Consider the following 24,739-nt stretch of genomic DNA (forward strand, 5'->3'; position numbering starts at 1 on the left):
TCCTTTTATCACATTTGTGAAAAACATGAGTCAATGTGATTATACCTTTACTTGTTCCTCTTCTGCAAGGGATTACAGAAGATCCGCTGAAATAGCTCTTTTCTAACTATATATAGGGAGAATAAGCGAAATAGACATTGCTTTAGACTCGGCTTAGAAGGTACTATAGATGTGTAAGAATAGAACAATGGAGGGATCGCTATGGTAAAGGTCATTGTCTTAGGTACCGGAAGCATCAGTTCAATTGCCGTCCGCTGCATGTTCGATCGTTCTGATTTTGAGGTTATTGGTGTGTGGGCACATGAGGAAACCGCTGGAAATAAGGTTGGAACAGATGCTGGTCTGCTGTATGGTGACAAGCCGATCGGGCTTACCATCAGCAATAATATCGATCACTTAATCCAGCTGAAACCCGATTGCGCCGTTATTGGATTAAATCCCCCTGCAAACAAAGCCAATGAAATTCTGTTGCCTCTCATTGAAAAACTATTATTAGCTGGTATCAACGTTGTTGGTACATCACTCGCAAACCTTGTCTATCCATCATCTCCTACCAATCAAGAGATAACGCCTCAGCTTTCTGAAGCCGCACGTAAAGGAAATGCCTCCCTATATATTTCTGGTATTGAACCTGGTTTTGCTGCTGACCATCTGTTAGCCCTCGTCTTGACCTGCTCTAATACGATCAAACAAGTTCGTACCCAAGAAATCTTTATGTATGATACCTATCCTGATGAAATGACAATAAAATATGCCTTTGGCTTCGGAATGCCGATGGACTACGAGCCAGTGATGAGCGGTGAAGGAACACAGCTCGTTTCGTGGGGACCGCCGATCGCTTACATCGCTAATGCTCTAGGTTACGAACTGGACGGATATCGCCAGACCTATGAAAAAGTGATTACTGAAAAAGAATTGCATGTCGCTAGCGGCACGATTCCTGCTGGAACTGTTGGCGCGGTTCGCTTTGAAACCATCGGCATCGTCAATGGTGAAGACAAGATCATTATCGAGCACGTCAACCGGATGGATAAAGACATAGCGCCACATTGGCCAAAAGGGCCGCGAGATGGGACCTACCGTTTGGTTGTTGAAGGCGATCCTAATATGTCCTGTGAATTCTTCCCCGGGAAAAATGAAATAACCGCTGGCTATGAAGGCATGGTGATCACCTGTATGCGGGCCGTCAACGCCATTCCCTATGTCGTTGAAGCAGAAGCTGGCGTGCTAGACTCTATGACTCTTCCTCTAACACTGCCAAAAGAAAGCTTCCGCAGCGATAGAACCGAACCTGATATGAAGGGGTACGGCGATAACACGTAAAAAAAATGCCACAGACCCAATCGGTTTGTGGCATTTTTCTATTCCTTCACACTGCGGATGATATAGTAGCCTTTGTCCTTCGCTACGATCTCCGCGTTGCCGAAGACTTCTTCCATTTTACTTTTCGCGCTAGGTGCTCCTTGCTTCTTTTGGATCACGATCGTCAAGGTGCCGCCAGTTTTTAATAAGGGCGCCGCCTCGCTCAAAATCTGATGGACGACCTTTTTTCCCGCACGAATTGGCGGATTACTGATGATCGCCGCATACTCTGTCTGATGCAGGGTCTCATAAATATTGGATTGGTGAATATCCGCTTCGATCCCATTGCGCTTGGCATTGCCTTGAGCCAGCTCGACCGCACGATTGTTCACATCGATCATTTCAACAGGACGCTGCGTTTGATAGGCTAACGCCATGCCAATTGGTCCATACCCGCAGCCAACATCCAGCAAGGTTCCCTCTGGTAAGTCTGATGCGTCAAAATGCTCAATTAAAACACGTGAGCCAAAGTCCACCGTGTCACGGGAAAAAACACCGCTGTCGGTCACAAACTGAAAATTTTTCCCAGCCAATTCAAACGACCATTGATGCAGGTCGTGAGCGGTCTCGGGATTTTCGGAATAATAATGATTTGCCATATACTTACCCTTCTGCTAATAATATTTCTTTGATATCTCGTGCAATCAAGGCCCCTAAGAAATGATAGCCTTCGTCAGACGGATGGATGCCGTCAAATGTTTGCACGAACTCATTTGGTTTTGGATAAACCGTCATGTGATGATACAGATCGATCACGTTGACTCCAGATTCTGCCGCCACCATTTTCGCCTTCTGCGCGAAGAGCTGTTGCCGTTCGTTGTCCCCTTTTGGATAAACCTCTGTATTGATATACCCCGTAGTCAATAGGATGACTTTGGACGCATCAAAAGATTCGATAATTTCCTTTAGATTTTCACCAAAGGCTTCTAGTGATGTCTCGTGCTTCAATGAATCATTCGTCCCAAAGGAAATGACCACAAAATCACCTTCTGCATCCACGGCTTCACTCACTCGTGCCAATCCATCAGAAGAAGTCTCGCCGCGTTTGCCCAGCTTGACTAATTGATAGCCGGGAAAGCCCATCTCCGTTAATTCATCAAGAATATACGTATCTAAAATATCGCTGGTTTCTCCATTCATCACACCAGTCAATAAGCTGTCGCCAAATAAAACGATCTCTTTCATACCTTCATCCTCCTCACAATTCTATCGGTTCTATCATAGCATGAAACGCGAAATTTATTTAGCCAAATAGCGCGTACCAAATTCCTCACGAGCCGCTTGACTATACTGCTGAACAAATGCTGTTTTTGCCTCTGTATACGCGTCACGGTTGTGTTCGTATTTTTCTTTTAATGACCGCTTCAATTCTTCATATTGTCGAGCAGCTTTCGGATACTTCCGCAAATAATCTCTGAAATACAGCTCGTCCCAATCCCCGAGCGCTCGCACATGCAGATGATAGACTTTTTCCGCAAAGCCTGCTGGTGTGTAGCCCTTATTCAAATCCAACGTCTGCTTTGCGTCATCTCTAATCATCAAAATCCAGTCAGCATTTTTCAACAACTCTGATACACGATCCAAATCATAGCCCTCTGGCAATTCCAATAAAATATCTACAATTGGTTTTGCGATCAGCCCCTCCACCGAGGTACTGCCAATATGATTGATCCGTTGAAGTCCAAAGTCAGCGAGTAATTCCGTTAAATTCTGCTTTTCTTCCTCGTACCATTCAGCGTACTTCGGACTATGTTCTTTCAAAACAATCGGAAACAATTCCCACAGCTCTTCCAAAGTCATATCCTCTAGCTTTTTCATCTCAGCACCCGTTCTCATAAATCTGCTACTTCTATAATACACTTTTCACCACTGATTCTTAACTTCTCGCGAATTTTCACATCCCCATCTAAAAAAACAATGAAACTCCTATCATTACAATAGCTTTTTAGGGTTTTTTTCGGCTAAAATGGCATATAACGTTTTATGTTAGGAAATTATTCGGATTTCTTGAAAGCAGAGCACGTTCCAACACCGTTTTTTATGGTAGAATAAGCGCAGTTGCCGTCTGATTTCTTGCGATGGCAAGATCATCAGGAGAGTGAACTTACGAGAACCTTTTGACTGTTCACGTTAGATAAATTCATGGGGATTACCGAGCTTGCTGGGAGCTATCCTCGTAGACTAGACGCTATAAAAATGAATAAGGAGGTTATTATGAACGAAAGAGGGAACTATTTCCGGATCGCCCGTGACCAGTGGCAGGATTTCTACACACCGGGAAACACACCGTTGACCCAAGCAGAGCTTGATAATATCAAAAGTTTGAACGACCAAATCTCAATGAAGGATGTGGCCGATGTCTATGTACCTTTATGTCATTTGATCCATCTTTATATGAAAGATTTTGAGTCGCTAACTTTAAGCAAAGGATTGTTTTTGCATCGCTATGTGAAGATGCCGCCTTTTATTATCGGGATCGCCGGTAGTGTGGCTGTCGGAAAAAGTACCACCGCTCGTTTATTACAGACCTTGTTGGACCGCCTGTTCAAACACCAAACCGTTCAACTGATCACTACAGATGGGTTCCTCTATCCAAACGCTGTTTTAGAAGAACGGGGAATCATGGATCGCAAAGGATTTCCTGAGAGCTATGACATGGAGAATTTGATCGATGTCTTGAACGAAGTGAAATCAGGCAAGGAAAATATCCCCATCCCAAAATATTCTCATGATGTGTATGATATCGTGGAGGGTGAATACGAGATGATCGATTCACCGGATATTTTGATTGTGGAGGGAATTAACACCTTGCAGCTGCCAGCCAATCAGCAAATCTACGTCAGCGACTTTTTCGACCTGTCGATTTATGTCGATGCTGATCCGAAGATGGTGGAGCGCTGGTATATCGAGCGTTTCGAATCCCTACTGGACACCGCCTTCAAAGATCCTGATAACTACTATTATGACTATGCTATCGGCGACCGCAAAGAAGCGCTAGCTATGGCGGAAGATGTCTGGAAAAATGTCAACTTGAAGAATTTGGAAGAGTATATCTTGCCAACAAGAGGTCGAGCTGATATTATCTTGCACAAGGCAAAGCATCATATTATTGATGAAATCTATTTGCGTAAATACTAGCTTATAAAGAAAGCTTGCTTTCTTTTATAATAAAACTTGAAAAGGGGTAATAATTGTGACAAACATTTCTACCGAAATGACAAACGTAGAAAAAATCATTGTACTTGATTATGGTAGTCAGTATAACCAATTAATCACTCGTCGTATCCGTGAATTCGGTGTCTTCTCAGAACTTATGAGCCACCGCATCACTGCTGAAGAAGTCAAAGCCATGAATCCAAAAGGGATCATCCTATCCGGTGGCCCAAACAGTGTTTATGACGAAGGAGCCTTCTCCATCGATCCAAAAATCTTTGAGTTAGGCATTCCTGTCCTAGGTATCTGTTACGGCATGCAGCTGATCACCTATAACTTAGGTGGTAAAGTCGAACCTGCGAAAAACCGTGAATACGGTCAAGCAACATTAGAAGTTACCTCTGACGATGCGGTCCTATTTGCCGGCACACCAAAAGAGCAAACCGTTTGGATGAGCCACGGTGACCTAGTGACTCAAGTACCAGAAGGCTTCGAAAGAGTCGGCACCAGCAAAGATTGCCCGATCGCAGCGATCCAAGATACCAACCGCAACTTCTACGGCATCCAATTCCACGCAGAAGTGCGCCATTCAGAATACGGTAACGAATTGTTACGTCACTTTGCCCTAGATGTCTGTCAATGTAAAGGCGACTGGACGATGGATAACTTCATCGATATGCAAGTCGCAAAAATCCGCGAACAAGTCGGCGACAAAAAAGTCTTGCTTGGCCTATCAGGCGGCGTAGACTCTTCTGTCGTAGGGGTGCTTTTACAAAAAGCCATCGGTGACCAATTAACATCGATCTTCGTAGACCACGGTTTATTACGTAAAGACGAAGGCGAACAAGTCATGGAAGCACTTGGCGGAAAATTCGGCTTAAACATCATCAAAGTTGATGCCAAAGACCGTTTCTTAAATAAATTAGCCGGCGTTTCAGATCCAGAGAAAAAACGTAAAATCATCGGAAATGAATTCGTTTATGTATTCGACGATGAAGCGACCAAACTTGCAGGTAAAGAAGGTATCTCTTTCTTAGCCCAAGGCACGCTTTATACCGATGTGATCGAATCTGGTACAGAAACAGCCCAAACCATCAAATCACACCATAACGTTGGTGGATTACCAGAAGACATGCAGTTCGAATTGATCGAACCATTAAATACCCTATTCAAAGACGAAGTCCGCGAATTAGGAACACAGCTTGGCATGCCCGACTCCATCGTTTGGCGCCAGCCATTCCCAGGACCAGGCCTAGGCATTCGTGTCATCGGTGAAATCACCGAAGAAAAACTAGAAATCGTCCGCGAATCAGACGCGATCCTACGTGAAGAAATCGCCAATGCCGGCCTTGACCGCGACATCTGGCAATACTTCACTGTCCTACCAGGCATCCGCTCAGTCGGTGTCATGGGCGACGGCCGCACCTACGACTACACAGTCGGTATCCGTGCCGTTACGTCAATCGACGGCATGACCGCAGACTTCGCTCGTATCCCATGGGATGTCTTGCAAAAGATCTCAGTCCGGATCGTAAATGAAGTTTCTCATGTGAACCGGATCGTGTATGATATTACGAGTAAGCCACCTGCTACTGTGGAGTGGGAATAATATACAGGTGAATCAATTCTAGGATTGTTGATCTAATAGCATTTAATTCCAAGGCTACATTGAGATTTCACCGAATGTAAGCTTGAAAATTTCTAGCATGTGACCGTAAATGTGTCCACAGGTCAGTCGAGAAATCGGCTGGCTTTTTTTACTTTGCCAATCATACTACGCACGACTTATTTGATGGAATATATTGGAACTATTCAATTCACATTATTTTCAGAAGATGATATTTATGTTACATCGGGAATAAATCCTTGTTTTGTATTTAATGATTAATAAACTAAAAATCAAAGTGTGTAGTAGTGGAGAGAAACAGCTATAAACATTGAGTAGACAGTGTTTATAGCTGTTTCTTTGTTATAAAGTTTGTATTTACTACTCCTTAGTTAGATACTGGAGGTTGGTTGAAATTTAGTTTCTTCAACTATGAAACATATTTCCTGACTTGAAATTCTTCTATAACTAGATAACAGAATAGTCTATAATTATTATCTAAGCAATGATTTAAAGGAGGTACATTTTGAATAAAGATAAAATTATCAATCTCTTAAAAAAGTTCTATGCGCATTATAGTGAATATTTTCAAGATTCTCTCACTAACAAACCTGAATGGACAAAGGATATTGAAGTTGGATTGGGCATTTTTGAAAAAAATTACGATTCTTTATTAGCACTGATTGAAAATAGGGATTCTTTCTCTGATCGACTTTATGACTTATTTATTAAAAATCTGGGTTTCAATAAAGATTCTGATAGTTTTCAAGATACTTATTTTTCCAATTCTCCAGAATCTTTAAAGCAAAAACAAACTTCTTTAAATCAACTATATTACTTAACTATTATTGATGGTGAAAAGAACGCTGTTATAATCGGAGGAAACGGTTCAGGAAAGAGCTCCCTTGTTAGTTTTTTCAAAAACATAATTGCCACTAATATTGCAGTTATTCCAGCCAGAAAAAATTTATTTGTAAATAGTGATAGTGGAGGATTTTACAATACCAGTAAGGAGAATATACAGCAAACTCTTCTAACCAAGGATGTAAAACAACAAAATATCCATGAAATCTATGAGAATGACTTCTCCAAAATGATTGTGGCTTTAGTTAATGAATACTTTAGCCAAATTAACTTTGAATGGAACGATGGTCGAGGAAAAGATCCCAACACTGACAATATTTTTTACCAATTCAAGCGACTGTATCAAAAATTAATTCCAGATATCGATTTTGAAAATCCAGATAATACAAATAAGACTATAGCGCCTATAAAAAACGGAAGCGTATACTCAATAAATGAAATGAGTGATGGAGAAAGAATTATTATTTACTACATTATTCAAGTTTTACTAGCAGTTGAAAATTCAACGATTATCATTGATGAACCCGAGCTTTATTTAAATACTTCTATCTATAACCGCTTATGGAATGAACTTGAATCGCTTAGAGCTGATTGCCGTTTCATCTATGTTTCCCATCGAATTGACTTTATTGAGAGTAGAGTTAACTCAGATTTTATTTGGTGCAAAAGATATAGCTACCCTAATAAATGGGAAATTGAGTTTTTGAAAGATACACAATATGATAGCTTTCCTAAAGAGATGCTATTGGAACTAATAGGTGCAAAGAAAAACGTAATCTTTTGCGAGGGGAAAACAAATTCTAGCATCGACTATTCCTTATACTCCGTTCTTTTCTCAAATTTCGCAGTAATCCCTGTTGAAAACTGTGATCAAGTTAAAAGATATGTTAAAGCTTATAACAATCAGAAGAGTATCTTTCAAAATACTGCATTAGGTATCATTGATAATGATATGCGAACAGATGAAGAAATTAAAGAACTAAAAAAGGAGAAGATATTTACAACTAAATTTTTAGAAATAGAGATGTTACTATGTGATGAGAACGTAATTAGTGGTACTCTAAAAGCTCAATTCGATGAAGAAATCACTAAAAAAATAGAACTTTTCAAAGATAAATTTTTTCAAAAACTCACAGAAAGAAAAGAACAACTTGTACAAAGGCGTTTAAAAAAAGTTTTCGAACGACAACTTCATGACACTCATTTCAACACTAAAGAAAACTTAGATAGTAATATCCAAAACTTAACAATCGGACTCTCTAACTTGAAAAATATGGAGCAATTTTTTTCGGATTATGTTGATAACATTTTACAAACTCGAGATTACAATAAATGGTTAGAGATTTGTACTCTAGAGCATGACGAGATACTTAAAGGAATAGCTGATCAAGTAATTGACAAAGGCTACAAGAAAAAAGCACAACAATTTATAAAAAATGACCCCGATATACAAAACTATCTTCGGGGCACTTATTTTTCTGAACTACTATTACTTTTGAATTAAATTGTCCTTTTAAAATTATATAGATTAGCTACTCTCTAATCTATTCTACAAAAGAAACTAGAGATCAGCTTTTTAAATGGATAATGAAGTTTTATAAGCTCATTTTAAGATTAGTATATTCCACTTGAATTGCACTTTTTATAATTTCCAAACTCATTTTTCTGATTCCATGGTCCCTAATAGTTGTTGATATTACGCCATTCTCTATCATAACCCCAACTCCAAAAATTGAGTGGGGATAGCCTACAAACGCAAATTGGTTTGTTTATGCGGATTTGACGGCTTTTCTATTATTATAAAAGGGATAAAATTGATTAAAAATTAAATAGTTTCCCACCAAAAACCCCGCCAAGAATTTTCTTAGCGGGGGTATTTTTGTAAGAATAATCTTTTAGTAAAAGAAACCTAACTCATCTTTATCATTTAAGATATCCATTCAATTATCATTCATACTCAAAATATGAACGTCAGTTCTTTTTATGATATAATAGACTTGTATTATAACTTTTTTTGTTAAGGAGGATTCATTTTTTTGAAAGATATCACGTCAGAAGTTCTTACCTGCTTTGAAGATGAAATACCGCTTATTTTTAAAAATGGAGCTAGCGTTCGGCAACATCAAGTCCAAATGGCTTTGGATGTAGCTGATTTCCTATTTAACTCAAAAAAACAAATTATGTTTTTAGAAGCTCCTGTGGGAACAGGAAAATCATTAGGAGTACTGGTTCCATGTTCTATCTACTCTAGAGAAAAAAAGAACAGTATATTATATGCGACTTCTACAATTAATCTTCAAAATCAAATATTTGATGTTGACTCTACTACATTAGAAAAATTGAAACTAATTGATCCTAAAAAAAAATTATTAGCACAAGGTAAATCCAACTATACCTGTAGGAGTTGTTTTTTTGAGAATTTACATAAGTTTAGTAGGAAAGAACAAGATCAAATCCTCAGATTTTTTAAAAAAAGTAAATTTGGTCTACTTTCTGAATTAGAAGAACTGTATCCTGAAATAGACCAGAAAAAACATAAATATTTGTCAATGGATAGACTTAGTGAAAGATGCTTCGACTTACAATGTCCTAGCCATAACCACAGAAGTGAATATAAAAAAAACTATCAACTTGTCATCACCAACCATAACCAATTAAATCAGTCATATGCTAATGAAAGAAAAGGATTTTCTCCTATTGTTAATTTCAAAGAGAATGTTTTGATAATCGACGAAGCCCACTCATTCAAAGAAAATTTTCTTTCAAGTATCGAAGAGACATATTCTCTAAAAAAATTGTATAAATTGAAAATTCATAAAAAGAAAAAACAATATTTCAATATTCTGAAAAAACTATCAAAAATATATTCAAACTATATTGATGAAAATGTCGACAGTTCTTCATTGCGATACAAAATAAAAAGCGATGATAAATTTTTGCTACAACAATTATTGGACATATTAAATGATAATTTGATTGCCTTCACACTTAAAACGAATTATCCAGTGGATGTCGTTGAGTCGATGAGTACGGCTTCGGATTTTCTATCAATTTTTTTAAAAAGTAATAGGCACAAGAATTGGATACAATTTGACAATGGAGATTTATCCTTACATATTGTAGACTTCAATTTTAATAGACAATTTCAAGAATATATTTCATACTTGGCATCTTACTCAAAAATTATTTTTATGTCTGGTACATTAACAACGCAAGATCATGAATCTGATATAAATGTGGACTGGAATTTAAGAACTGGAAAGTATGTATACAAAAACTATCCCAGCATCTTTTCATTAGATAAGCAAACTATAGTTTACATTCCCAAAGACTATCCTAATCCTAATGATCCTCAACATCTTATTAAAGTTCAAAACGAACTACCTGAAATGATCAGTTTTTTTTAAGGTGGGACTTTAGTTCTCTGTACATCTAACAAATATGTTAATCGCCTATCTGACCAGTTAAGGGACTCTGGTCAGATTAAAGAAAACATCTATGTTCAAGGAGAAAAAAGCACCCAGTACTTAAGTAATAGTTTCAGAAAAGATATCAACAGCATATTAATAGGTTCTGGAAGTTTCTTTGCTGGATTTTCTATTGAAGGGAAATCATTGAATAAGTTATTTTTACCTAAACTTCCCTATCCTGTTCCGGAAGACCCATATATAGAGCTCATTTCTCAAGGTTATGAAAAAAAAGAATTATACAAAGTTTTTTATCAGCCTATGATGCTAATGAAACTTGAGCAAGGTCTTGGTAGACTAATTAGAAGTAAAAATGATTTTGGAATCATCACAATCTTTGATTCTAGAGTACATTCAAAACCAGAAGTAAAAACTTTTATTGAACATTTAGGCTATAAGATCACATCTGATATTTCAGAAGTAAAGAAATTTTCTGATACTACAATACGAACTAAAAAAAATATTAACTCAATCGCCTATGATAAGAAAAAATTAGACCTTCCCATAATTACTATTCATTCTAAGAAGAGCGTTACAGTTGGAAAAATGGGAATTATACATGCCAATCATAATTCAACTAAAAGTGATGATGAAAATGAATTACAACAATGGTTGAGAAAATTTGTAGCTGATCACAAAAAAGATACGACTTTTTCAAATCCTAGAATTATATATAAAAATCAAACTACTCCTGTCAAGGTTTGCCAAGCAGCAATAAATTTCTGCCAAAAAAAGGGAATAGACTATAAAATAGTAGCAGAAACTTTTCCTAATTATAATGAGAATCTTGCTCGATTGAGACCCACTGTATCAGGTCCCGTAATAACTGAAACAAAAGAATAATATTTGTTTTTTAATGCTGTTTCTAGTATCCCTCTGAAATACCTTTCTTATAGCAAAACATAATTTTTCGATAAAAAGGATTGAATACACCCCCCTGCAAAGCTTTTTCTTAGCAGGGGGGTGTTTAGAAAAATACTATATTAAGTTTTCTAAATTTTAGTCTTCATCATCATTTCATAATGTGTTTTATGTCCTAATCTTTCAAATATTAATTTGAATATTCTCTTATAATTATCAATATTCTCCTCATCAAAAGTAATAACAAAATCATCACTTATGAAATGTGAACCATCATTAATACAAGATACTAAAGCTTTACACACAATTTTATCGTTACCATCAAATTCGTCTATGCATTTCTCATAATCCATATCACCAATAATCTTAAAATAGTATTCTAAAATTCTCCTCATGGTATTGAATGCGGTCATTGTTGACGTTTTACCCTCTGCTAATTCTCTCCATAGTAACTGATAAGTTGATTCAATCGGATTTTTATCATATTCTAAAAAAGTAGTAACATTATCTTTTTTTCTCACTATTCCAAATAAAACTTCTTTCGATGAGAATTCTTTTCCACTTCCCAAAAATGTAACTTCTTTATGAAAATAAACATTATGTGTGAGTATAAAGGTTTGGATAATTCCGTTTATATTGTTACGGCAATCTTTCAATAAATTTTTCACTAGGGTACTTACAATAAATAAAACATTGCTATCCAAACTGGATATGGGATCATCAATAACAATTATTTTATCTGAAGTAATTCCCGTTTTTTCTTGACTACCATATATTAAGTAATAAAAATAAAGAAAGGTAATAAAATTATACTCTCCTTCACTTAAAGTACCTTTAGCATTTGTACCATCCTCTCTCAATATTAGATAAGTTCCTTTTTGTTGCTTGTTTTCTTCAAGATAAAACCCTTTAAAATCAAACCTTTCAAGTATTTTGTTTATTTCGGTAACAGTCGGAGCTACGCTAGTTAACAGTTCTTCTATATCTTCCATCTGTTTCTTATTTTCAGTAATCTCTATATTTAAAGTCACTATTTTATTACTAACAGAATCTATAGCTTTTTTCTTACCATTAAAAAAAACAGAATAAGCTTTCAGATCTTCTTCCAACTCAGAAACGATATAAAACCAAAGTAACTCACTACAATTTTTTTGCTCTCGATTTTTATTCTTTACAATTTCATTATTAGTTATAATTGATTCATTAAACGAATCAATTATAGTCGCAATTTTTTCCAGCCGATACTCAAAGCTTTCTAAAGAAATTTTACTAGAAGGTGAGTCTTTTTTTCTCTCTAATTCCTCCGCATTTAACTTAAACAAACTATTAAATAATTGATATTCTGGTTCCAGTCTTGAAACGTCTATAAAAGAAATATCTGTTTCCAAAATATTCTTTAAATCACCTAAAATTTCATTATAATGTTCGACATATTTATTAATAAAGCTATTCAATGATTGACAATCTAATTCATAGGTTTCATCAAAATAGTTTCTTATTTCTTGTTGCAATTCCTCCGTCATTTCTTGTTGGCAAAATGGACATTGATTTGCATCAGTATCTATATAATCAATTCCTTGTCTCACCCAATCACTGTTTTTTAATACGTCTATTACCAGACCTACTGGTGAATCCTTACTCCCTGTGATAACCTTCTGAAGTAAATCGGATTGTTCAAATTTCAGACTTTCAGATATATTAATGGTAGGAAAAGTTGAGTGAATAGCACTATCGTCAGAATAAGCCATGTCATACTTAGATTTTAATTCATCCAACTTCACAACTGCTTTTTTGTCCCAATCCATATAAGTTGAAATACATTTTTCAAAAAACTTTTTTTTACTATTTCTATATCCTACCAAAGCATTACTAAAACTCTCTCCAATTGATTGTTGTAATTTCCAACTTTTTTCCAAAACAACATTTTTTTGATCCTCGATCTCATTGTCAAATTTCTTTATTGTATCGTTTTTAGTATCAATCGAATTTTGTTTATTTTGATTATCATTTCTTAGCAGTTCCAACTTTTCTTGTGCTTCAATAGAATCTTGTCCTAAAGTGAAAATCCCCTTTTGAAAATCCCCTTTAAATTTTCAGATTGTTGAAAGTTTTCTTCAACAAATTTTTTGTTATAACATAAAACGCTTACACCTCTATCGCTATTTTTTTTTATTAAGCAATCATCCGATACTAATTGATTACCAAGCAATTTGGAAATAGTTGTCTTACCACTTCCATTACTTCCATAAATAAAATTTAACTTCTTGGGTTTAAACTCAACAGGATTTAAATACGTCGCAACATTGTGAACTCTTACGCTATCTATCAAACTATTACCTCCTTATATAAAAAAGTCGTTTTTACATCTTCTAAACTATTTTCTTTATTCTCTTCCCACCAATTTATATAATCAGTTGTTTGCACATTTTTCACCGCCATTTTTATTCAATTATACTTACTTAAGAAAAACAACTCAATAAAGATATGGAATGAAGTAGAAGTATAGGAAACATCAAAAAAATTATAAAACACAGATTGATTTTGATGAATAATCTCCCGTTTATTAAATGATAGCCTATTTTATAAACCCCAATATGCTAAAATAAACCTAGTACCAGAAAGGAGCATTATGATGGGAGTAATTATTATTAAAGCCTAGCAAAAGCTTGGCAGGAATGCTTGAAGAGCTTTTGCTGAATCCTAAATTTTATTATTCTTAGGAGGACAAAAGATGGCTTATCAAAACGCATTCGAACTTCTACCAGAGGAAATCGTAAAAGAGATCCAAAAATATGTTAATGGTACGATCCTTTATATCCCAAAGAAGCCACAGGAGCGCTTACCTTGGGGCAGCAAAACCGCGAGTAAAGACATGCTGCGGCAAAGAAACCAGCAAATCTATCAGGAACATCTGATGGGAAAAAGTACGCGCGAGCTTGCTGATAGCTATTATCTGGATATCAAAAGTATCCAACGGATCATTCGTACAATCAGAAAACAATGTTGAGAAAGAGCTTTTTGCAGGCTCTTTCTTTTTTTATAGAAAAGGGTGTTCCTCCGTCTGCGCTTCTCTCCTTTATACTAAAGATAGTACAATGAGAGGATTTGATTCAGATGAAATGAATGGCTGACTGCTAGCTGCGATTTTTGCTGAAAGGAGGAGCGCTCATGACTAATCAAAAAGTGAAGCTGGAGGACCTTCTTCATGAAAAGAAAAAGAGGGCCTTTGAACATTCCAAACAACACTCAAAAAATAAAGTGACGGGAAAGAAAAGTATCCCTCATACACAAAACAGACGAGGCCGCCCATTATCGAAATAATTGGCACAAAATAGAATAATACAAATAAAACCCTAGACACTGATTCTCCAGTACCTATGGTTTTATTTGTGTGTATTAACTTTCCACTAAAAGATAGAGCGTCTATTTCTCAAACTTTATCGTGATTCCATTTGGATCAACGACTACCAAACTGCCGTCTTCGTTCTTTGTATATTCTAGCTTGTTTTTCCAATGCTCTTCCAAGCGATCCAGCTCAGCTTGATTGGGTACGGAGAAGCTGAAATACTCTAAGCCCAAGTCTTGCTCTGTCATCGCTGGAATATTTTTTCCTAACCAGACATTGGAGCCGATATGGTGATGGTAATCACCGGTAGCGAAAAATTTGGCTTGATTGCCGAAATTGTTTTTTAGGGACAAACCTAAAGCTTCGGTGAAGAATTTTTCTGTTTGTATCAGATCCGCCACTTTTAGATGAACGTGTCCAACCGTTGTTCCAATGGGAAATCCTGTCCATGTGCCGTCGCCAGCCGCAATCACTGCTTCTGCATCCATTTCGAGAGTCACACCGACGATCTCACCATCCGCACGAATGTCCCAGTCACTTTGCGGTTTGTCATAATACACTTCGATCCCATTTCCTTCTGGGTCGTTTAGATAGAGCGCTTCGCTATAGCCGTGATCACCAGCACCGATCAAAGGAGCCTTCTCCTTCAAATAGTGCAGCAAGGCATTTCCTAAAGCTTTTCGATTTGGCAGTAAAAAGGCTACATGATACAAGCCTGTTTTAGGGGTCAAAGGCAGTGGCGCCTCCACCTTATGTAGCTCTAATAATAGAGTCGCTCCAACACCTAAGGTACTTTGACTAGCACTTTGTTCGATCACCTGCAACCCGATCACCTCTTGATAAAAATTAGTCATTTTTTCTAAATTTACTACTTTTAAAGCGACACGTCCAATGTGAGCGGCTGCGCTTAATTGAAAGGTCGGGATAATAACTGTCATAATAAAAACCTCCTGAATAAGTATCTCCTTATCAACTTCTTACGCTCACCTTAACACCTTACTATTAGTAAGTGAAGTTTCATGCCTAGCTTTAGATTGATTGGTTAGTCATTGGAGTCGCTTCACTTGCGGAATAGTCCTTTACCAAATATACTTATCAAAAGTAAGCAAAAAGAAGGTGCCGCAATGTCCGCTTTTCACCACATCTCATTACTAACCAAAGATCGAAGCGAGAATGTCCGCTTTTATACAGAAGTTCTAGGACTGCGCTTTGTTAAGAATACCGTCAATCAGGAGAATCATCGCATGCTGCATTATTATTATGGAGATTATCAAGGTTCGCCTGGCAGTGTCGTGACCTTTTTTGTGGTGCCGCATCTGGGGCACCGCTATGACAACCAACAATTTATCTCAACGATTGGGTTGAAGCTTCCGAAGAATAGTCTGGCTTTTTGGCAAGAGCGCTTGGCCCGTTATCATGTGGCTTATACCGTCAGTGATCGCCAGCTGCGCTTCGTGGATGCCGATGATGTATCGATTGTTTTGACACAAACGGATTTGCCGCCATTAGAGGTGGACCATCAGGTTAAAAATGAGGTTCCAGTTGATAAACAGATTTTGGGTTTAAATTCTAGTCAGCTCCATGTTCGTGAACCAAAAGCGACGAGTGAATTTTTCGAAGCTTTTCTGAGCTGGCAGACGTTTGACCAGCGCATCCAGTTGAATGACACGGACTTTCTTGAGATTTTGCCTACGACCACAGATGAGGCGAGTCGGATGGGACGAGGCAGTGTGGATCACATTGCCTTTGCGGTTGATGATGAAGCAGCATTAGATGAACTTTATCGCAGAGCTGAAAAGCAAGGCTGGCAGATCGAAAAGATGATCTCCCGCGGCTACTTCAAAAGTCTATATATTCGGGAACCTGGGGGAAATCGGATGGAGTTCGCTACTGTGTCCCCTGGCTTTACGATTGATGAACCCTTGGAAACTTTAGGAGAGAACTTTGTACTGCCGCCGTTTTTGGCGGATCAACGTGCAGAAATTGAAGCTAATCTTTATCCAGATAGATAACAAATAAACGCGTGGGAATGCTCGGATTTCCTGCGCGTTTTTACGTTCTTATTTGTGAAGGAATTCCTTATAAATAGCTGATAAAATCAAATAATTCCATAATTCCCCTCCTTCACTCCCCATTGACAAGCCAAAAAATTATTAGTATATATGATATTAAACGCATCCGCTTCTTTGTATTCACGACATCAATGTTAACTCATCATTGAAATTACAAATACCGATTGACCAAATTAATTTTAATTATAATATTTTTCACAACGCTCTTGAAGGAGGAACTAACCATAAATAATACAAAAGAACGAATATGGCACGAGGCCTTAACGCTCTTTTCTGAACATGGTTTTGATGGCGTATCTGTAAAAGAAATCGCTCATGCGGTGGGGATCAAGGACAGCTCACTGTATAACCATTATAGAAGCAAACAGGAGATTTTCGATACGATTCTCGTTGAGGTAGCAAAGATTCTAAAGGCAGCAAACAATACTTACGCTTTGCCATTAACAGTAGATGCAGCAGACATGTACGTCGATACACCAATCGAAGAGCTGACAGAAATGTATGTAGATGCCTTCAAATACTACTTAAAGGATGATACCGCCTCTAAATTCAGGAAACTGCTGATCACAGAGCAGCATACCAATCAATACGCTGGCGACCTGTACAATGAATTATTCTTCGAAACACCTATGAAGCATCTGACAGCTCTTTTTACCGATTTGATTCAACAAGGTGTTTTTATTCAAACGGATCCCTATACGACCGCGATGCACTTTTACGCTCCGCTGAATTTTCTCATTCGTCGCTGCGACATTCAGCCTGAGTTGGAGCAGCAAAACATCGCACACTTAAAAAATCATATCAAACAGTTCGACCAGATTTATCGTGTGAAACCAAAATAAAAAATCAGAGGAAGCTTCGACCCGTTCGTCGGAACTTCTCCTGATTTTTTTGGCTCTATAATTTCTAGGACTGATAGAAAATCATTCTATCGGTCCTTTTTGAGCATGAAAAAACAAAACATACAGAAGCTCCGTTAGAATTGAATCACCACAACACAAGCAAAGGAGCGTTCTGTATGCCTGATCTTCATCATATCAAACTACTACTTGGAATCAAAGATAAAAACATTTTCATCACAAATGTGGAATCGAAGAGCATTAAGAATATCAAGAGTCTTGTTGTTTCTGCGACGTTAAGTAAAGAAATTCGTCGCTGTCCTTTGTGTAAACAGATGAATCATGAAGGCATGATCGTTAAGAACGGAAAGAAAAAATCGCTCATTCAACTTAATAAATGTGCGAACCAACTGACTTATCTTGCTTTAGCGAAACAACGCTACCACTGTCGTGGCTGCCACACCTATTTTACGGCGAATACCTACATTGTCGATAGAAACTGCTTTATCGCTAAACAAGTGCGCTATAAAATTTTAGAAGAGCTAACGGAAAAACAAGCAATGACGACAATCGCTAAGCATTGCGGAGTTTCTTGGTCGACCGTTTCTCGGACACTCGCTTCTCTGATCCCCATGACAAAAGTAAAAAGAAATTGGTTACCGCGTTGTTTATTAATGGATGAATTTCGTTCACTGAAAAATCAAGTCGGTCCCTACTCCTTTTCTTGTATGGATGGCGATACTGGAAAATTACTGGATATTCTTCCTTCACGGAAGAAAAAGGCTCTCGTTTCTTATTTTATGCAATTTGAACGACGCGCACGATTGAAGGTAAAGGTCATCGTGACGGACATGAATGTTTCTTATGCCTCTCTGATAAAGGAATGTTTTCCAAAGGCAAAACTCGTTGTGGATCGTTTTCACATTGTCAAACATCTCATTCGTAAATTTGAGGATATTCGCGTACGAATCATGAAAAGCTTTGATCGAAACGATCCAACACAAGCCAAATATTATCGACAATTAAAGGCGTTGTCTCGGCTTCTGATCAAACGACAGGACAAGCTTGTTTATGACAAATGGACCAAATGGCGCAATTTTGGTTGGGCGTATCTCACCGAAAGTGAAGTGGTGGATCGTCTGCTTTCGATCTCTGACGAATTACGAATCGCCTATTTTTACTATCAAGAAATTCTTCAAGCGTTTCACGACAAAGAGGCGGACACTTTCTTTAAACTTGTAAGAACGATGCCCAATTCCGTTCCAAAAGAACTGCATTCTATAAAAAAAGCTTTTATAAACTATGAATCCGGCATTCGTTTAGCCCTCGAATTGCCTTATTCAAATGCCAAAATAGAAAATCTGCATACCCACATCAAAGCATTGAAACGAGTCGCTTATGGCTTTCGAAGCTTTCGGAAAATGAAGACCAGAATTTTCTTACTAAATAATCTGATTACCTATGAATCAAAAAACATCTAAAGTAGAAAAGGAATTCTACCTTAGATGTTCTTATCTCACTCTATCAGTCCTATTTGACAAAGAGCCATTTTTTTTTACATTCTTACGCTTTCTTTCTTTTCCAAACAACTACACCGCTTCCTAAAGCAAGGATTGATACGATCCCTGCTAAAGTTAATACACGAGAAACTGTTGTCTCTTCTCCTGTATTTGGTAGGGCTTTCGCTGCGGTACCATTACTATAGCTGGTGTGGACTGAATGAATCACTGTATTTCCAGTTGGTGAACTTGGATCATCCGTCGCAGCAGAGTTTTTCTTCGTATAGATGTAGACTACTGATTGTGGCGTCTCTGTGAATTTTCCTTCTGGTGTTCCCTGAACTTCCTTGAAGGTGTAGCCGTCAATTTTCTTTTGCTCTGTTTTGTAGCTATCTCCTATTGTACCCGTTAGAACGACCTCATCGACAAGCTTGTTGCCTTTTTCATCTTGGTATTTTGCAATTACCGTTGACTTCTTGCTTGCAGCTTGTGTGTAAACATAGGTCACTGTTTGCGCTTCGGTTGTGAACTGCCCCTTTGGATTCCCTCGTACTTCTTTGAAATTATAACCAGTAATTTTCTTTTGTTCAGAAGAATAGGTTTCTCCAACCTTTCCTGTTAAGGTTACTGTGTCAGCGAGTGATTTCCCGGCCTCATCTTGATAATGAACGGTCACACTGGATGTATTGGCCGCGTTTTTCGTATACACGTAGATCACTGTCTGTGGCTGAGGGGTAAATGGCCCGGTTGGACTTCCCTGCACCTCTTTAAAGGTGTAGCCTGTAATCGTTTTTTGCTCAGAGGTATAATTTTCACCGATATTTCCGCTCAGTTTCTCATCATTAGCGAGCGTCTTCCCGTTTGTATCTTGGTATTTGACAGTGACATCTGCTGCTGGTACTGGTGATTTTGTATAGATATAGGTCACCGTCTGCGGCTGGTCGGTAAATGGCCCAGTCGGGTTTCCCTGTACTTCTTTAAAGGTGTAGCCTGTAATCGTTTTTTTTTCAGAGGTGTAATTTTCACCGATATTTCCGCTCAGTATTTCGTCATCAGCGAGTGTTTCACCTTCCTCATCCTGATACTTTACTGTCACGTCTGCTCCTGGTTGGAATCTTACAATAGGAATCAACGCGTTGAGACTGTACAGATCATAATTGAGCGCTCTTGTATTGGCATTATTTGATAGACGTGTCGGAATACGCGCAAAATCAATATAAACATAAGCAGCCTCTTCCGGTATATTCTCGAATTCCATTCCTTCATCTGTATAATCGAAGAACGGATAGTCAATGTATTCTTTGTTCTCATCTAAATACTGAACCGTAGTCGGCATTGTAGTAGCCACTGATGAAAGCAGCGAGTTTCCTCGGAAGTCTTTCAGAGCATCCTGTGTATACAAAACTTTTCCTGTATGGTCTTTTTCCACTTTTAAATCAGGCAGGACTAATTGAGTCTGCGTGACAAATTCCGCATAATTTGTATCCGTCAACGCTTCTGATTGGATCCCAATCGCAGAAAAGTCTGCCATGTCTTTTGAAAAAATCCGAAGGGAGTCCGCGGGATTCATACGATGGATGTCTTCACCCAGACCAATAAGCTCACTGGTCGGCACACCCTCTCCATACCTTTTACCGATGTCTAATTGACTGACTCTGCCTGTCGTTTCCAGTTTTTTCAAAACGTTCGGCATCACATATACCAAGGAGCGATCCGCCACCTTAATCGTCGGAACATTTTTTGCGATGACATAGGTACTATCAAAGGTCAGTAGCTCCCCCGCATATTCAAGACCTGTAAAATCAACGACCGTATCTTCTGGAATATCTAACGTATATTGATCGAATGTCAGCATATCTAGATTAGCCATCGCCTCTTTGGTTATCTCCTCTGGATTGATTCCACCTAAATAATAAGCCACAGCCTTTCGCAAATTCGGATCGGGCATCCATGTCTCCACCGACTCACTTCGCGCTGTGCTTCCACTTTCTTCGGCAAAGACCGTGGCTGGAAGAATTCCCCAAAGAATGATATTGCAGCAAAACAACCCAACAAACAGCTTCATCCCTAACTTTTTCATGCGTTCACTCCTCTTTTTTAATTATCTACTTGTACTTCAGTCGCAACCGGACGGCTAGACATCGCCTTACAATAATTGTCGAAGTCATTATTTCTCAAAAAAGTTATCAGCGGCGCTTGTAGAAAGTATCCCTGCCCCCAACTAGAACCGAGTCCCTCTGTATCAATTCCCGCAGCCAACATTTTTAACTTTAGACGTTTGGCGATCGCTGATAAATTAGAGAACCTTGCGTGCGAAACTTCCATTTCCCACATTTTCTTACATAAAAGCTCTCTTGAAACGGTCTTGCCATTGGCTTCATACAGACACATCAAAAGCTGAAGCTCTCGTTTAGATAAGCGATTGATAAAGTTCGAATAGCTCTGATCTGAGAATGTCTCCTCCTGCTTCATTTGTGCATTACTTATAGCGGAAAAGCTGGCTCGCGCGATCTTGTCGATAATCTCAGAATCACTATCTCCGGATTCGATCCAATAATCAATCTCATTATCCAGCCAAGCAAATTCTGTTTCTGCGATCTTTCGTTTGCTTCCCATTCTGAATACTGGAACGCCGCAATCCTTTATCCTCTGTATGTATTGTGCAAGCTCCACGTTCGAAATCGTATCGCAAATAATAATTAGTGAAAAATATTGAATCACATGCGGATAGTCTTTCGCCTGATAAAACAAGCTGGAAGAACAATAAAACTCAGCATTTATACGTTCTAAAATCGTTTGAAGATTGGATTCAACCGTATGATTCTTACTCAATAACAGTATCTTTGTCATCTCTTGGTTCCTCCTTATTTCCTTTTACTGACTATGTAACTCGCCAAACTTATTTTTGATTTACTTTCAAATTAAAAGTTAACCAATTAATAAACTAGCAACCACTAGTTTATTAATATATACTAGCAAACTACCGCTTTGTCAAGATTATTTTTGCTTAAAAATCACTTATAAATATAATAAATATTAAAAATACATTTTATTCTTTCTTTTTTGAATATATAATTAAAGTTATCTAACTGTCGAAATTTACTTAAGTAGTTCTATTGCTACATTTATCGACGAAAACAAGTGGAAAACCTCATTCCACCAAAAAAAGGACCAGCAAATTATGCTAGTCCTTTCCTCGTTGTTTTACAGTACATCAAAAACTTCGACGTTGAATCCCTCATGCTTATTATCTGACGAAAACCAACTATCCTTCCATTTAGATAGGCTTCTTTCAAATTTTGTTCGTTCCTCATACGCTTCTCGAGATTCATAATAGATATCTAAAACGATATAGACATCGTCACTCGCTGGCCTTAGAAACCTTTGTTAGCTTCCGACTGAAACGCCAGATCATTCCTAGACTGAGCAAACTTGTCCATTAATTCCGGTAGATCTTCCTTTTTCGTTTGATAGGTGAAGACAACCTTAATCATCCAATGATCGCCCTTTTTGCTACTGGTGGGATGATCTTCCGCAGCCGCAAAAATGAAAAACAATACGACACAATAAAAAAAGCGCCGCGAACCTGCTGGTAAACAGATCCACAGAGCTCATAGTTATCCAAGAAAGATCATCACTTCGATCGCTACAAAGATCCCAATCAGCAGAACTTTTCCTAACGGATGGTAAGGATTGATCGCCCAGCCTACACCGAAAGATTTCGGTATGACCAATGGCGCCTGCATTCCGCTAACCGCATCGCTTTTTGGAATGACCACAAAATAGCGCACGATTGAAAAAATAAATACGATACCTACGACTAGCATGCCCCAGACTTTTTGATTCGAAATTTCTGGTAATCGGCTGATCAAAAAGGCCGATCCCACCGTCAGCAGCAATACTCCCACAAATACCCCATCAAAGATTTTTCTCCGCTTAGTGCGTTTGAGAAGCTCCGCGTCCTTCTTCATTTTATCCATCAATTGTTCGTCCCCTTTCAACAGTTCGTCTAAAGAGATGTGGTAATAATCACTGATGGAAATAATCATCGGAATATCTGGAAAGTTCCGTCCAACCTCCCAATTTGAAATAGTCTGGCGCGATACATGAAGATGCTCCGCCACCTCCTGTTGGGTCAATCCCAATGACATTCGTTGTTCTTTTAATTTTTCTCCCAGCAATGATCCATCCCCCTAAATCGACTTTAACTATTGAAACGATAAGTTACAAGCAAGTTACCAAAGCTCTGGCAAAAAGGCAAGCTCGAATGGCAAGCATCGTTATTATACCAACGATTTAGCGAGAAGGAAATCAAATTATTGTTGAAAGAAAATAACATGATACAAATGATTCTTTCTATCTATTAATCCCGTTAAATTCAAAAAAAAGCCGACCAAAATCTCAGTCAGCTTCCAAAAAATATTTCTTTTACTGATTAATCCGCAAAGATGATGCTCCACTCGTCACGTTGACTCAAGAATTCTTTTGCCAACTCTTGCGCACCTTCTAACGTATGATTCGCTGCCCAGCCGCATTGCACCGGATTGCTGGCTGGAACTTCTGTCGCCTGCAAGACATCCTTCATCGTCAGTTCCACCACATCCATGATCTCTTCGATATTGTCATGGTTTAGAACTGTCAGATAAAATCCTGTTTGGCAGCCCATCGGCGACCAGTCCACGATATAGTCCGCATGATTACGGATCAATTCAGCGGTCAAATGCTCCAGTGAATGCAGCGCCGCCATGTCCATATAAGCTTGGTTCGGTTGTTTCAAGCGAACATCGTATTTCACGATCAGATCGCCATTCGCTCCTGTTTTCTTATCCGCCACACGGATATAGGGCGCCTTTACCTTTGTGTGATCCAAATTAAAGCTCTCAACGTTCATTTTCATCTTATTCTGCCTCCATTATTTTTTCTGCGACGACTAGCCAAACAAAGCGATTCATCTGTCGATACCTTGTTTGAAAACCGTTCACTTGAAAGTATTCTTCTAGCTCACTAATCACGGGATAATACTCCCGTTCTAAATCTGCCGCCAAGCTGTCTCTGCCCGCCGCCTTTTCCTCTGCCAAAATCTTGTCGTAAGTCTTCTGTGACAAGAACATCGTATCGCCAAAGATGATCTTGCCCCTAGGAGCTAACAGCTCACTGTAACGTTGGATCGCTCCCTCTTTCTCCTTCGAAGTCAAATGGTGAAAGACCAAGTTTGAAACGATCGTATCCACTGGCTCTGACGGCATGGGAAAATCTTCCATATCTCCTGGGAAAAATTCCGTTTCCTGTAATCCTGGCTTTTCCACTGCGATCCGCCGCATTTCTGGTGATGGTTCTATTGGATAAACCGTTTTTCCAGCAGCTACCAATTTCTCAGTTAAGTTTCCTGTTCCGCTGCCGAACTCTAGCACGGTATCTCCTGAAAGGGCGGCGATCTCATCAAGTATCTGCCAATAATTCGCGAATACTTCTTGGTATTCAAGATTGCCGCCGTTCACTTCCTCATCATAATCCAGTGCCCACTCCTCAAAGATCGGCATGAATTCCAATCCCATCTGCGACACCTCTCTTTCTACTAATTCTTTAGATGCTGTATATCCTTAATAGTCCTCAGGCTAAATTAGCCACACCTCCAGAGCCCTCCGCCATAGTAAAATTCAATAATTCTAA

The 24,739-nt window shown here is 38.4% G+C and carries 21 protein-coding genes and 1 pseudogene; 11 read left to right on the top strand and 11 right to left on the bottom strand.

Annotation, left to right across the window (positions count from 1 at the left end; all coding sequences use genetic code 11):
- The first annotated feature begins 258 nt into the window (after nucleotides 1-258).
- Entirely contained in the window at nucleotides 259-1,323 is a 1,065-nt protein-coding gene (locus tag J9537_RS13620) for an NAD(P)H-dependent amine dehydrogenase family protein (RefSeq protein ID WP_155857592.1), read from the top strand.
- A gap of 38 nt (nucleotides 1,324-1,361) precedes the next feature.
- Here the strand turns inward: J9537_RS13620 and J9537_RS13625 are convergent, their stop codons facing one another.
- Genes J9537_RS13625 through J9537_RS13635 form a run of 3 tightly spaced genes read right to left on the bottom strand, consistent with a single transcriptional unit; the run spans nucleotide 1,362 to nucleotide 3,198 of the window.
- On the bottom strand, nucleotides 1,362-1,961 hold the full coding sequence (locus tag J9537_RS13625) for a class I SAM-dependent methyltransferase (protein WP_010745219.1): 600 nt from the start codon (nucleotides 1,959-1,961) through the stop codon (nucleotides 1,362-1,364).
- 4 nt (nucleotides 1,962-1,965) lie between these two features.
- A complete protein-coding gene (locus J9537_RS13630; RefSeq protein ID WP_010745218.1) occupies nucleotides 1,966-2,547 on the bottom strand; it encodes an SGNH/GDSL hydrolase family protein in 582 nt (193 codons plus the stop codon).
- A gap of 54 nt (nucleotides 2,548-2,601) precedes the next feature.
- Nucleotides 2,602-3,198: a GrpB family protein gene (locus J9537_RS13635; RefSeq protein WP_010745217.1), complete on the bottom strand. Its 597-nt coding sequence runs from the start codon at nucleotides 3,196-3,198 to the stop codon at nucleotides 2,602-2,604.
- A 378-nt stretch (nucleotides 3,199-3,576) separates the two neighbouring features.
- Here J9537_RS13635 and coaA point away from each other — a divergent pair, with 378 nt between their 5' ends.
- The 5 genes and pseudogenes from coaA to J9537_RS13660 all read left to right on the top strand — a co-directional run.
- Complete coding sequence (gene coaA / locus J9537_RS13640) at nucleotides 3,577-4,500, top strand: type I pantothenate kinase (RefSeq protein ID WP_010745216.1); 924 nt, start codon at nucleotides 3,577-3,579, stop codon at nucleotides 4,498-4,500.
- 76 nt (nucleotides 4,501-4,576) lie between these two features.
- Nucleotides 4,577-6,124: a glutamine-hydrolyzing GMP synthase gene (gene guaA, locus J9537_RS13645; protein ID WP_192926095.1), complete on the top strand. Its 1,548-nt coding sequence runs from the start codon at nucleotides 4,577-4,579 to the stop codon at nucleotides 6,122-6,124.
- A gap of 523 nt (nucleotides 6,125-6,647) precedes the next feature.
- Nucleotides 6,648-8,489 (top strand): AAA family ATPase, encoded by a 1,842-nt coding sequence (locus J9537_RS13650; protein WP_010745207.1) that lies wholly within the window; start codon nucleotides 6,648-6,650, stop codon nucleotides 8,487-8,489.
- 532 nt (nucleotides 8,490-9,021) lie between these two features.
- Entirely contained in the window at nucleotides 9,022-10,392 is a 1,371-nt protein-coding gene (locus J9537_RS13655) for an ATP-dependent DNA helicase (protein ID WP_010745206.1), read from the top strand.
- A gap of 12 nt (nucleotides 10,393-10,404) precedes the next feature.
- A pseudogene (locus tag J9537_RS13660) lies at nucleotides 10,405-11,295 on the top strand (helicase C-terminal domain-containing protein); the annotation flags it as partial.
- Between the two features lie 149 nt (nucleotides 11,296-11,444).
- Here the strand turns inward: J9537_RS13660 and J9537_RS13665 are convergent.
- A complete protein-coding gene (locus J9537_RS13665; RefSeq protein ID WP_010745204.1) occupies nucleotides 11,445-13,337 on the bottom strand; it encodes an AAA family ATPase in 1,893 nt (630 codons plus the stop codon).
- A 29-nt stretch (nucleotides 13,338-13,366) separates the two neighbouring features.
- Nucleotides 13,367-13,642 (bottom strand): AAA family ATPase, encoded by a 276-nt coding sequence (locus tag J9537_RS13670; RefSeq protein WP_010745203.1) that lies wholly within the window; start codon nucleotides 13,640-13,642, stop codon nucleotides 13,367-13,369.
- 402 nt (nucleotides 13,643-14,044) lie between these two features.
- Between J9537_RS13670 and J9537_RS13675 the strand changes: the two genes are divergently transcribed.
- Both J9537_RS13675 and J9537_RS13680 read left to right on the top strand, forming a co-directional pair.
- On the top strand, nucleotides 14,045-14,320 hold the full coding sequence (locus tag J9537_RS13675; RefSeq protein WP_010745202.1) for a CD3324 family protein: 276 nt from the start codon (nucleotides 14,045-14,047) through the stop codon (nucleotides 14,318-14,320).
- A 161-nt stretch (nucleotides 14,321-14,481) separates the two neighbouring features.
- Entirely contained in the window at nucleotides 14,482-14,634 is a 153-nt protein-coding gene (locus J9537_RS13680; RefSeq protein ID WP_167325162.1) for a hypothetical protein, read from the top strand.
- A 102-nt stretch (nucleotides 14,635-14,736) separates the two neighbouring features.
- Here J9537_RS13680 and J9537_RS13685 read toward each other — a convergent pair whose 3' ends face one another.
- On the bottom strand, nucleotides 14,737-15,597 hold the full coding sequence (locus J9537_RS13685; RefSeq protein WP_010745201.1) for a VOC family protein: 861 nt from the start codon (nucleotides 15,595-15,597) through the stop codon (nucleotides 14,737-14,739).
- Nucleotides 15,598-15,783: 186 nt separating this feature from the next.
- Here J9537_RS13685 and J9537_RS13690 point away from each other — a divergent pair, with 186 nt between their 5' ends.
- The 3 genes from J9537_RS13690 to J9537_RS13700 all read left to right on the top strand — a co-directional run bounded on the left by J9537_RS13690 (nucleotide 15,784) and on the right by J9537_RS13700 (nucleotide 19,051).
- Nucleotides 15,784-16,671 carry a VOC family protein gene (locus tag J9537_RS13690; protein WP_010745200.1) on the top strand — a complete coding sequence of 296 codons (888 nt, stop codon included), beginning with the start codon at nucleotides 15,784-15,786 and terminating at the stop codon, nucleotides 16,669-16,671.
- Nucleotides 16,672-16,937: 266 nt separating this feature from the next.
- Nucleotides 16,938-17,573: a TetR/AcrR family transcriptional regulator gene (locus J9537_RS13695; protein ID WP_010745199.1), complete on the top strand. Its 636-nt coding sequence runs from the start codon at nucleotides 16,938-16,940 to the stop codon at nucleotides 17,571-17,573.
- A 176-nt stretch (nucleotides 17,574-17,749) separates the two neighbouring features.
- Entirely contained in the window at nucleotides 17,750-19,051 is a 1,302-nt protein-coding gene (locus J9537_RS13700) for an ISL3 family transposase (protein WP_002302440.1), read from the top strand.
- A gap of 82 nt (nucleotides 19,052-19,133) precedes the next feature.
- Here the strand turns inward: J9537_RS13700 and J9537_RS13705 are convergent, their stop codons facing one another.
- The 5 genes from J9537_RS13705 to J9537_RS13725 form a co-directional block, all read right to left on the bottom strand.
- Nucleotides 19,134-21,149: a MucBP domain-containing protein gene (locus tag J9537_RS13705; protein WP_060789502.1), complete on the bottom strand. Its 2,016-nt coding sequence runs from the start codon at nucleotides 21,147-21,149 to the stop codon at nucleotides 19,134-19,136.
- A gap of 17 nt (nucleotides 21,150-21,166) precedes the next feature.
- Nucleotides 21,167-21,919 carry a winged helix-turn-helix domain-containing protein gene (locus J9537_RS13710; RefSeq protein WP_010745196.1) on the bottom strand — a complete coding sequence of 251 codons (753 nt, stop codon included), beginning with the start codon at nucleotides 21,917-21,919 and terminating at the stop codon, nucleotides 21,167-21,169.
- 767 nt (nucleotides 21,920-22,686) lie between these two features.
- Nucleotides 22,687-23,250 carry a helix-turn-helix domain-containing protein gene (locus tag J9537_RS13715; protein ID WP_010745195.1) on the bottom strand — a complete coding sequence of 188 codons (564 nt, stop codon included), beginning with the start codon at nucleotides 23,248-23,250 and terminating at the stop codon, nucleotides 22,687-22,689.
- A gap of 254 nt (nucleotides 23,251-23,504) precedes the next feature.
- Nucleotides 23,505-23,966, bottom strand: a complete 462-nt coding sequence (locus J9537_RS13720; RefSeq protein ID WP_010745194.1) for an S-ribosylhomocysteine lyase — start codon at nucleotides 23,964-23,966, stop codon at nucleotides 23,505-23,507.
- 1 nt (nucleotide 23,967) lies between these two features.
- Nucleotides 23,968-24,624 (bottom strand): class I SAM-dependent methyltransferase, encoded by a 657-nt coding sequence (locus tag J9537_RS13725; protein WP_010745193.1) that lies wholly within the window; start codon nucleotides 24,622-24,624, stop codon nucleotides 23,968-23,970.
- Nucleotides 24,625-24,739: the final 115 nt, after the last annotated feature.

Source organism: Enterococcus raffinosus (assembly GCF_019175485.1).
GTDB classification, from domain to species: domain Bacteria; phylum Bacillota; class Bacilli; order Lactobacillales; family Enterococcaceae; genus Enterococcus_A; species Enterococcus_A raffinosus.

Bases quoted from the DNA above. Each gene is read 5' to 3' on its own strand.
- J9537_RS13620 (WP_155857592.1), top strand. From the start codon at position 259: ATGTTCGATCGTTCTGATTTTGAGGTTATTGGTGTGTGGGCACATGAG.
- J9537_RS13625 (WP_010745219.1), bottom strand. From the start codon at position 1,961: ATGGCAAATCATTATTATTCCGAAAATCCCGAGACCGCTCACGACCTG.
- J9537_RS13630 (WP_010745218.1), bottom strand. From the start codon at position 2,547: ATGAAAGAGATCGTTTTATTTGGCGACAGCTTATTGACTGGTGTGATG.
- J9537_RS13635 (WP_010745217.1), bottom strand. From the start codon at position 3,198: ATGAGAACGGGTGCTGAGATGAAAAAGCTAGAGGATATGACTTTGGAA.
- coaA (WP_010745216.1), top strand. From the start codon at position 3,577: ATGAACGAAAGAGGGAACTATTTCCGGATCGCCCGTGACCAGTGGCAG.
- guaA (WP_192926095.1), top strand. From the start codon at position 4,577: ATGACAAACGTAGAAAAAATCATTGTACTTGATTATGGTAGTCAGTAT.
- J9537_RS13675 (WP_010745202.1), top strand. From the start codon at position 14,045: ATGGCTTATCAAAACGCATTCGAACTTCTACCAGAGGAAATCGTAAAA.
- J9537_RS13680 (WP_167325162.1), top strand. From the start codon at position 14,482: ATGACTAATCAAAAAGTGAAGCTGGAGGACCTTCTTCATGAAAAGAAA.
- J9537_RS13685 (WP_010745201.1), bottom strand. From the start codon at position 15,597: ATGACAGTTATTATCCCGACCTTTCAATTAAGCGCAGCCGCTCACATT.
- J9537_RS13690 (WP_010745200.1), top strand. From the start codon at position 15,784: ATGTCCGCTTTTCACCACATCTCATTACTAACCAAAGATCGAAGCGAG.
- J9537_RS13700 (WP_002302440.1), top strand. From the start codon at position 17,750: ATGCCTGATCTTCATCATATCAAACTACTACTTGGAATCAAAGATAAA.
- J9537_RS13705 (WP_060789502.1), bottom strand. From the start codon at position 21,149: ATGAAAAAGTTAGGGATGAAGCTGTTTGTTGGGTTGTTTTGCTGCAAT.
- J9537_RS13710 (WP_010745196.1), bottom strand. From the start codon at position 21,919: ATGACAAAGATACTGTTATTGAGTAAGAATCATACGGTTGAATCCAAT.
- J9537_RS13720 (WP_010745194.1), bottom strand. From the start codon at position 23,966: ATGAAAATGAACGTTGAGAGCTTTAATTTGGATCACACAAAGGTAAAG.
- J9537_RS13725 (WP_010745193.1), bottom strand. From the start codon at position 24,624: ATGGGATTGGAATTCATGCCGATCTTTGAGGAGTGGGCACTGGATTAT.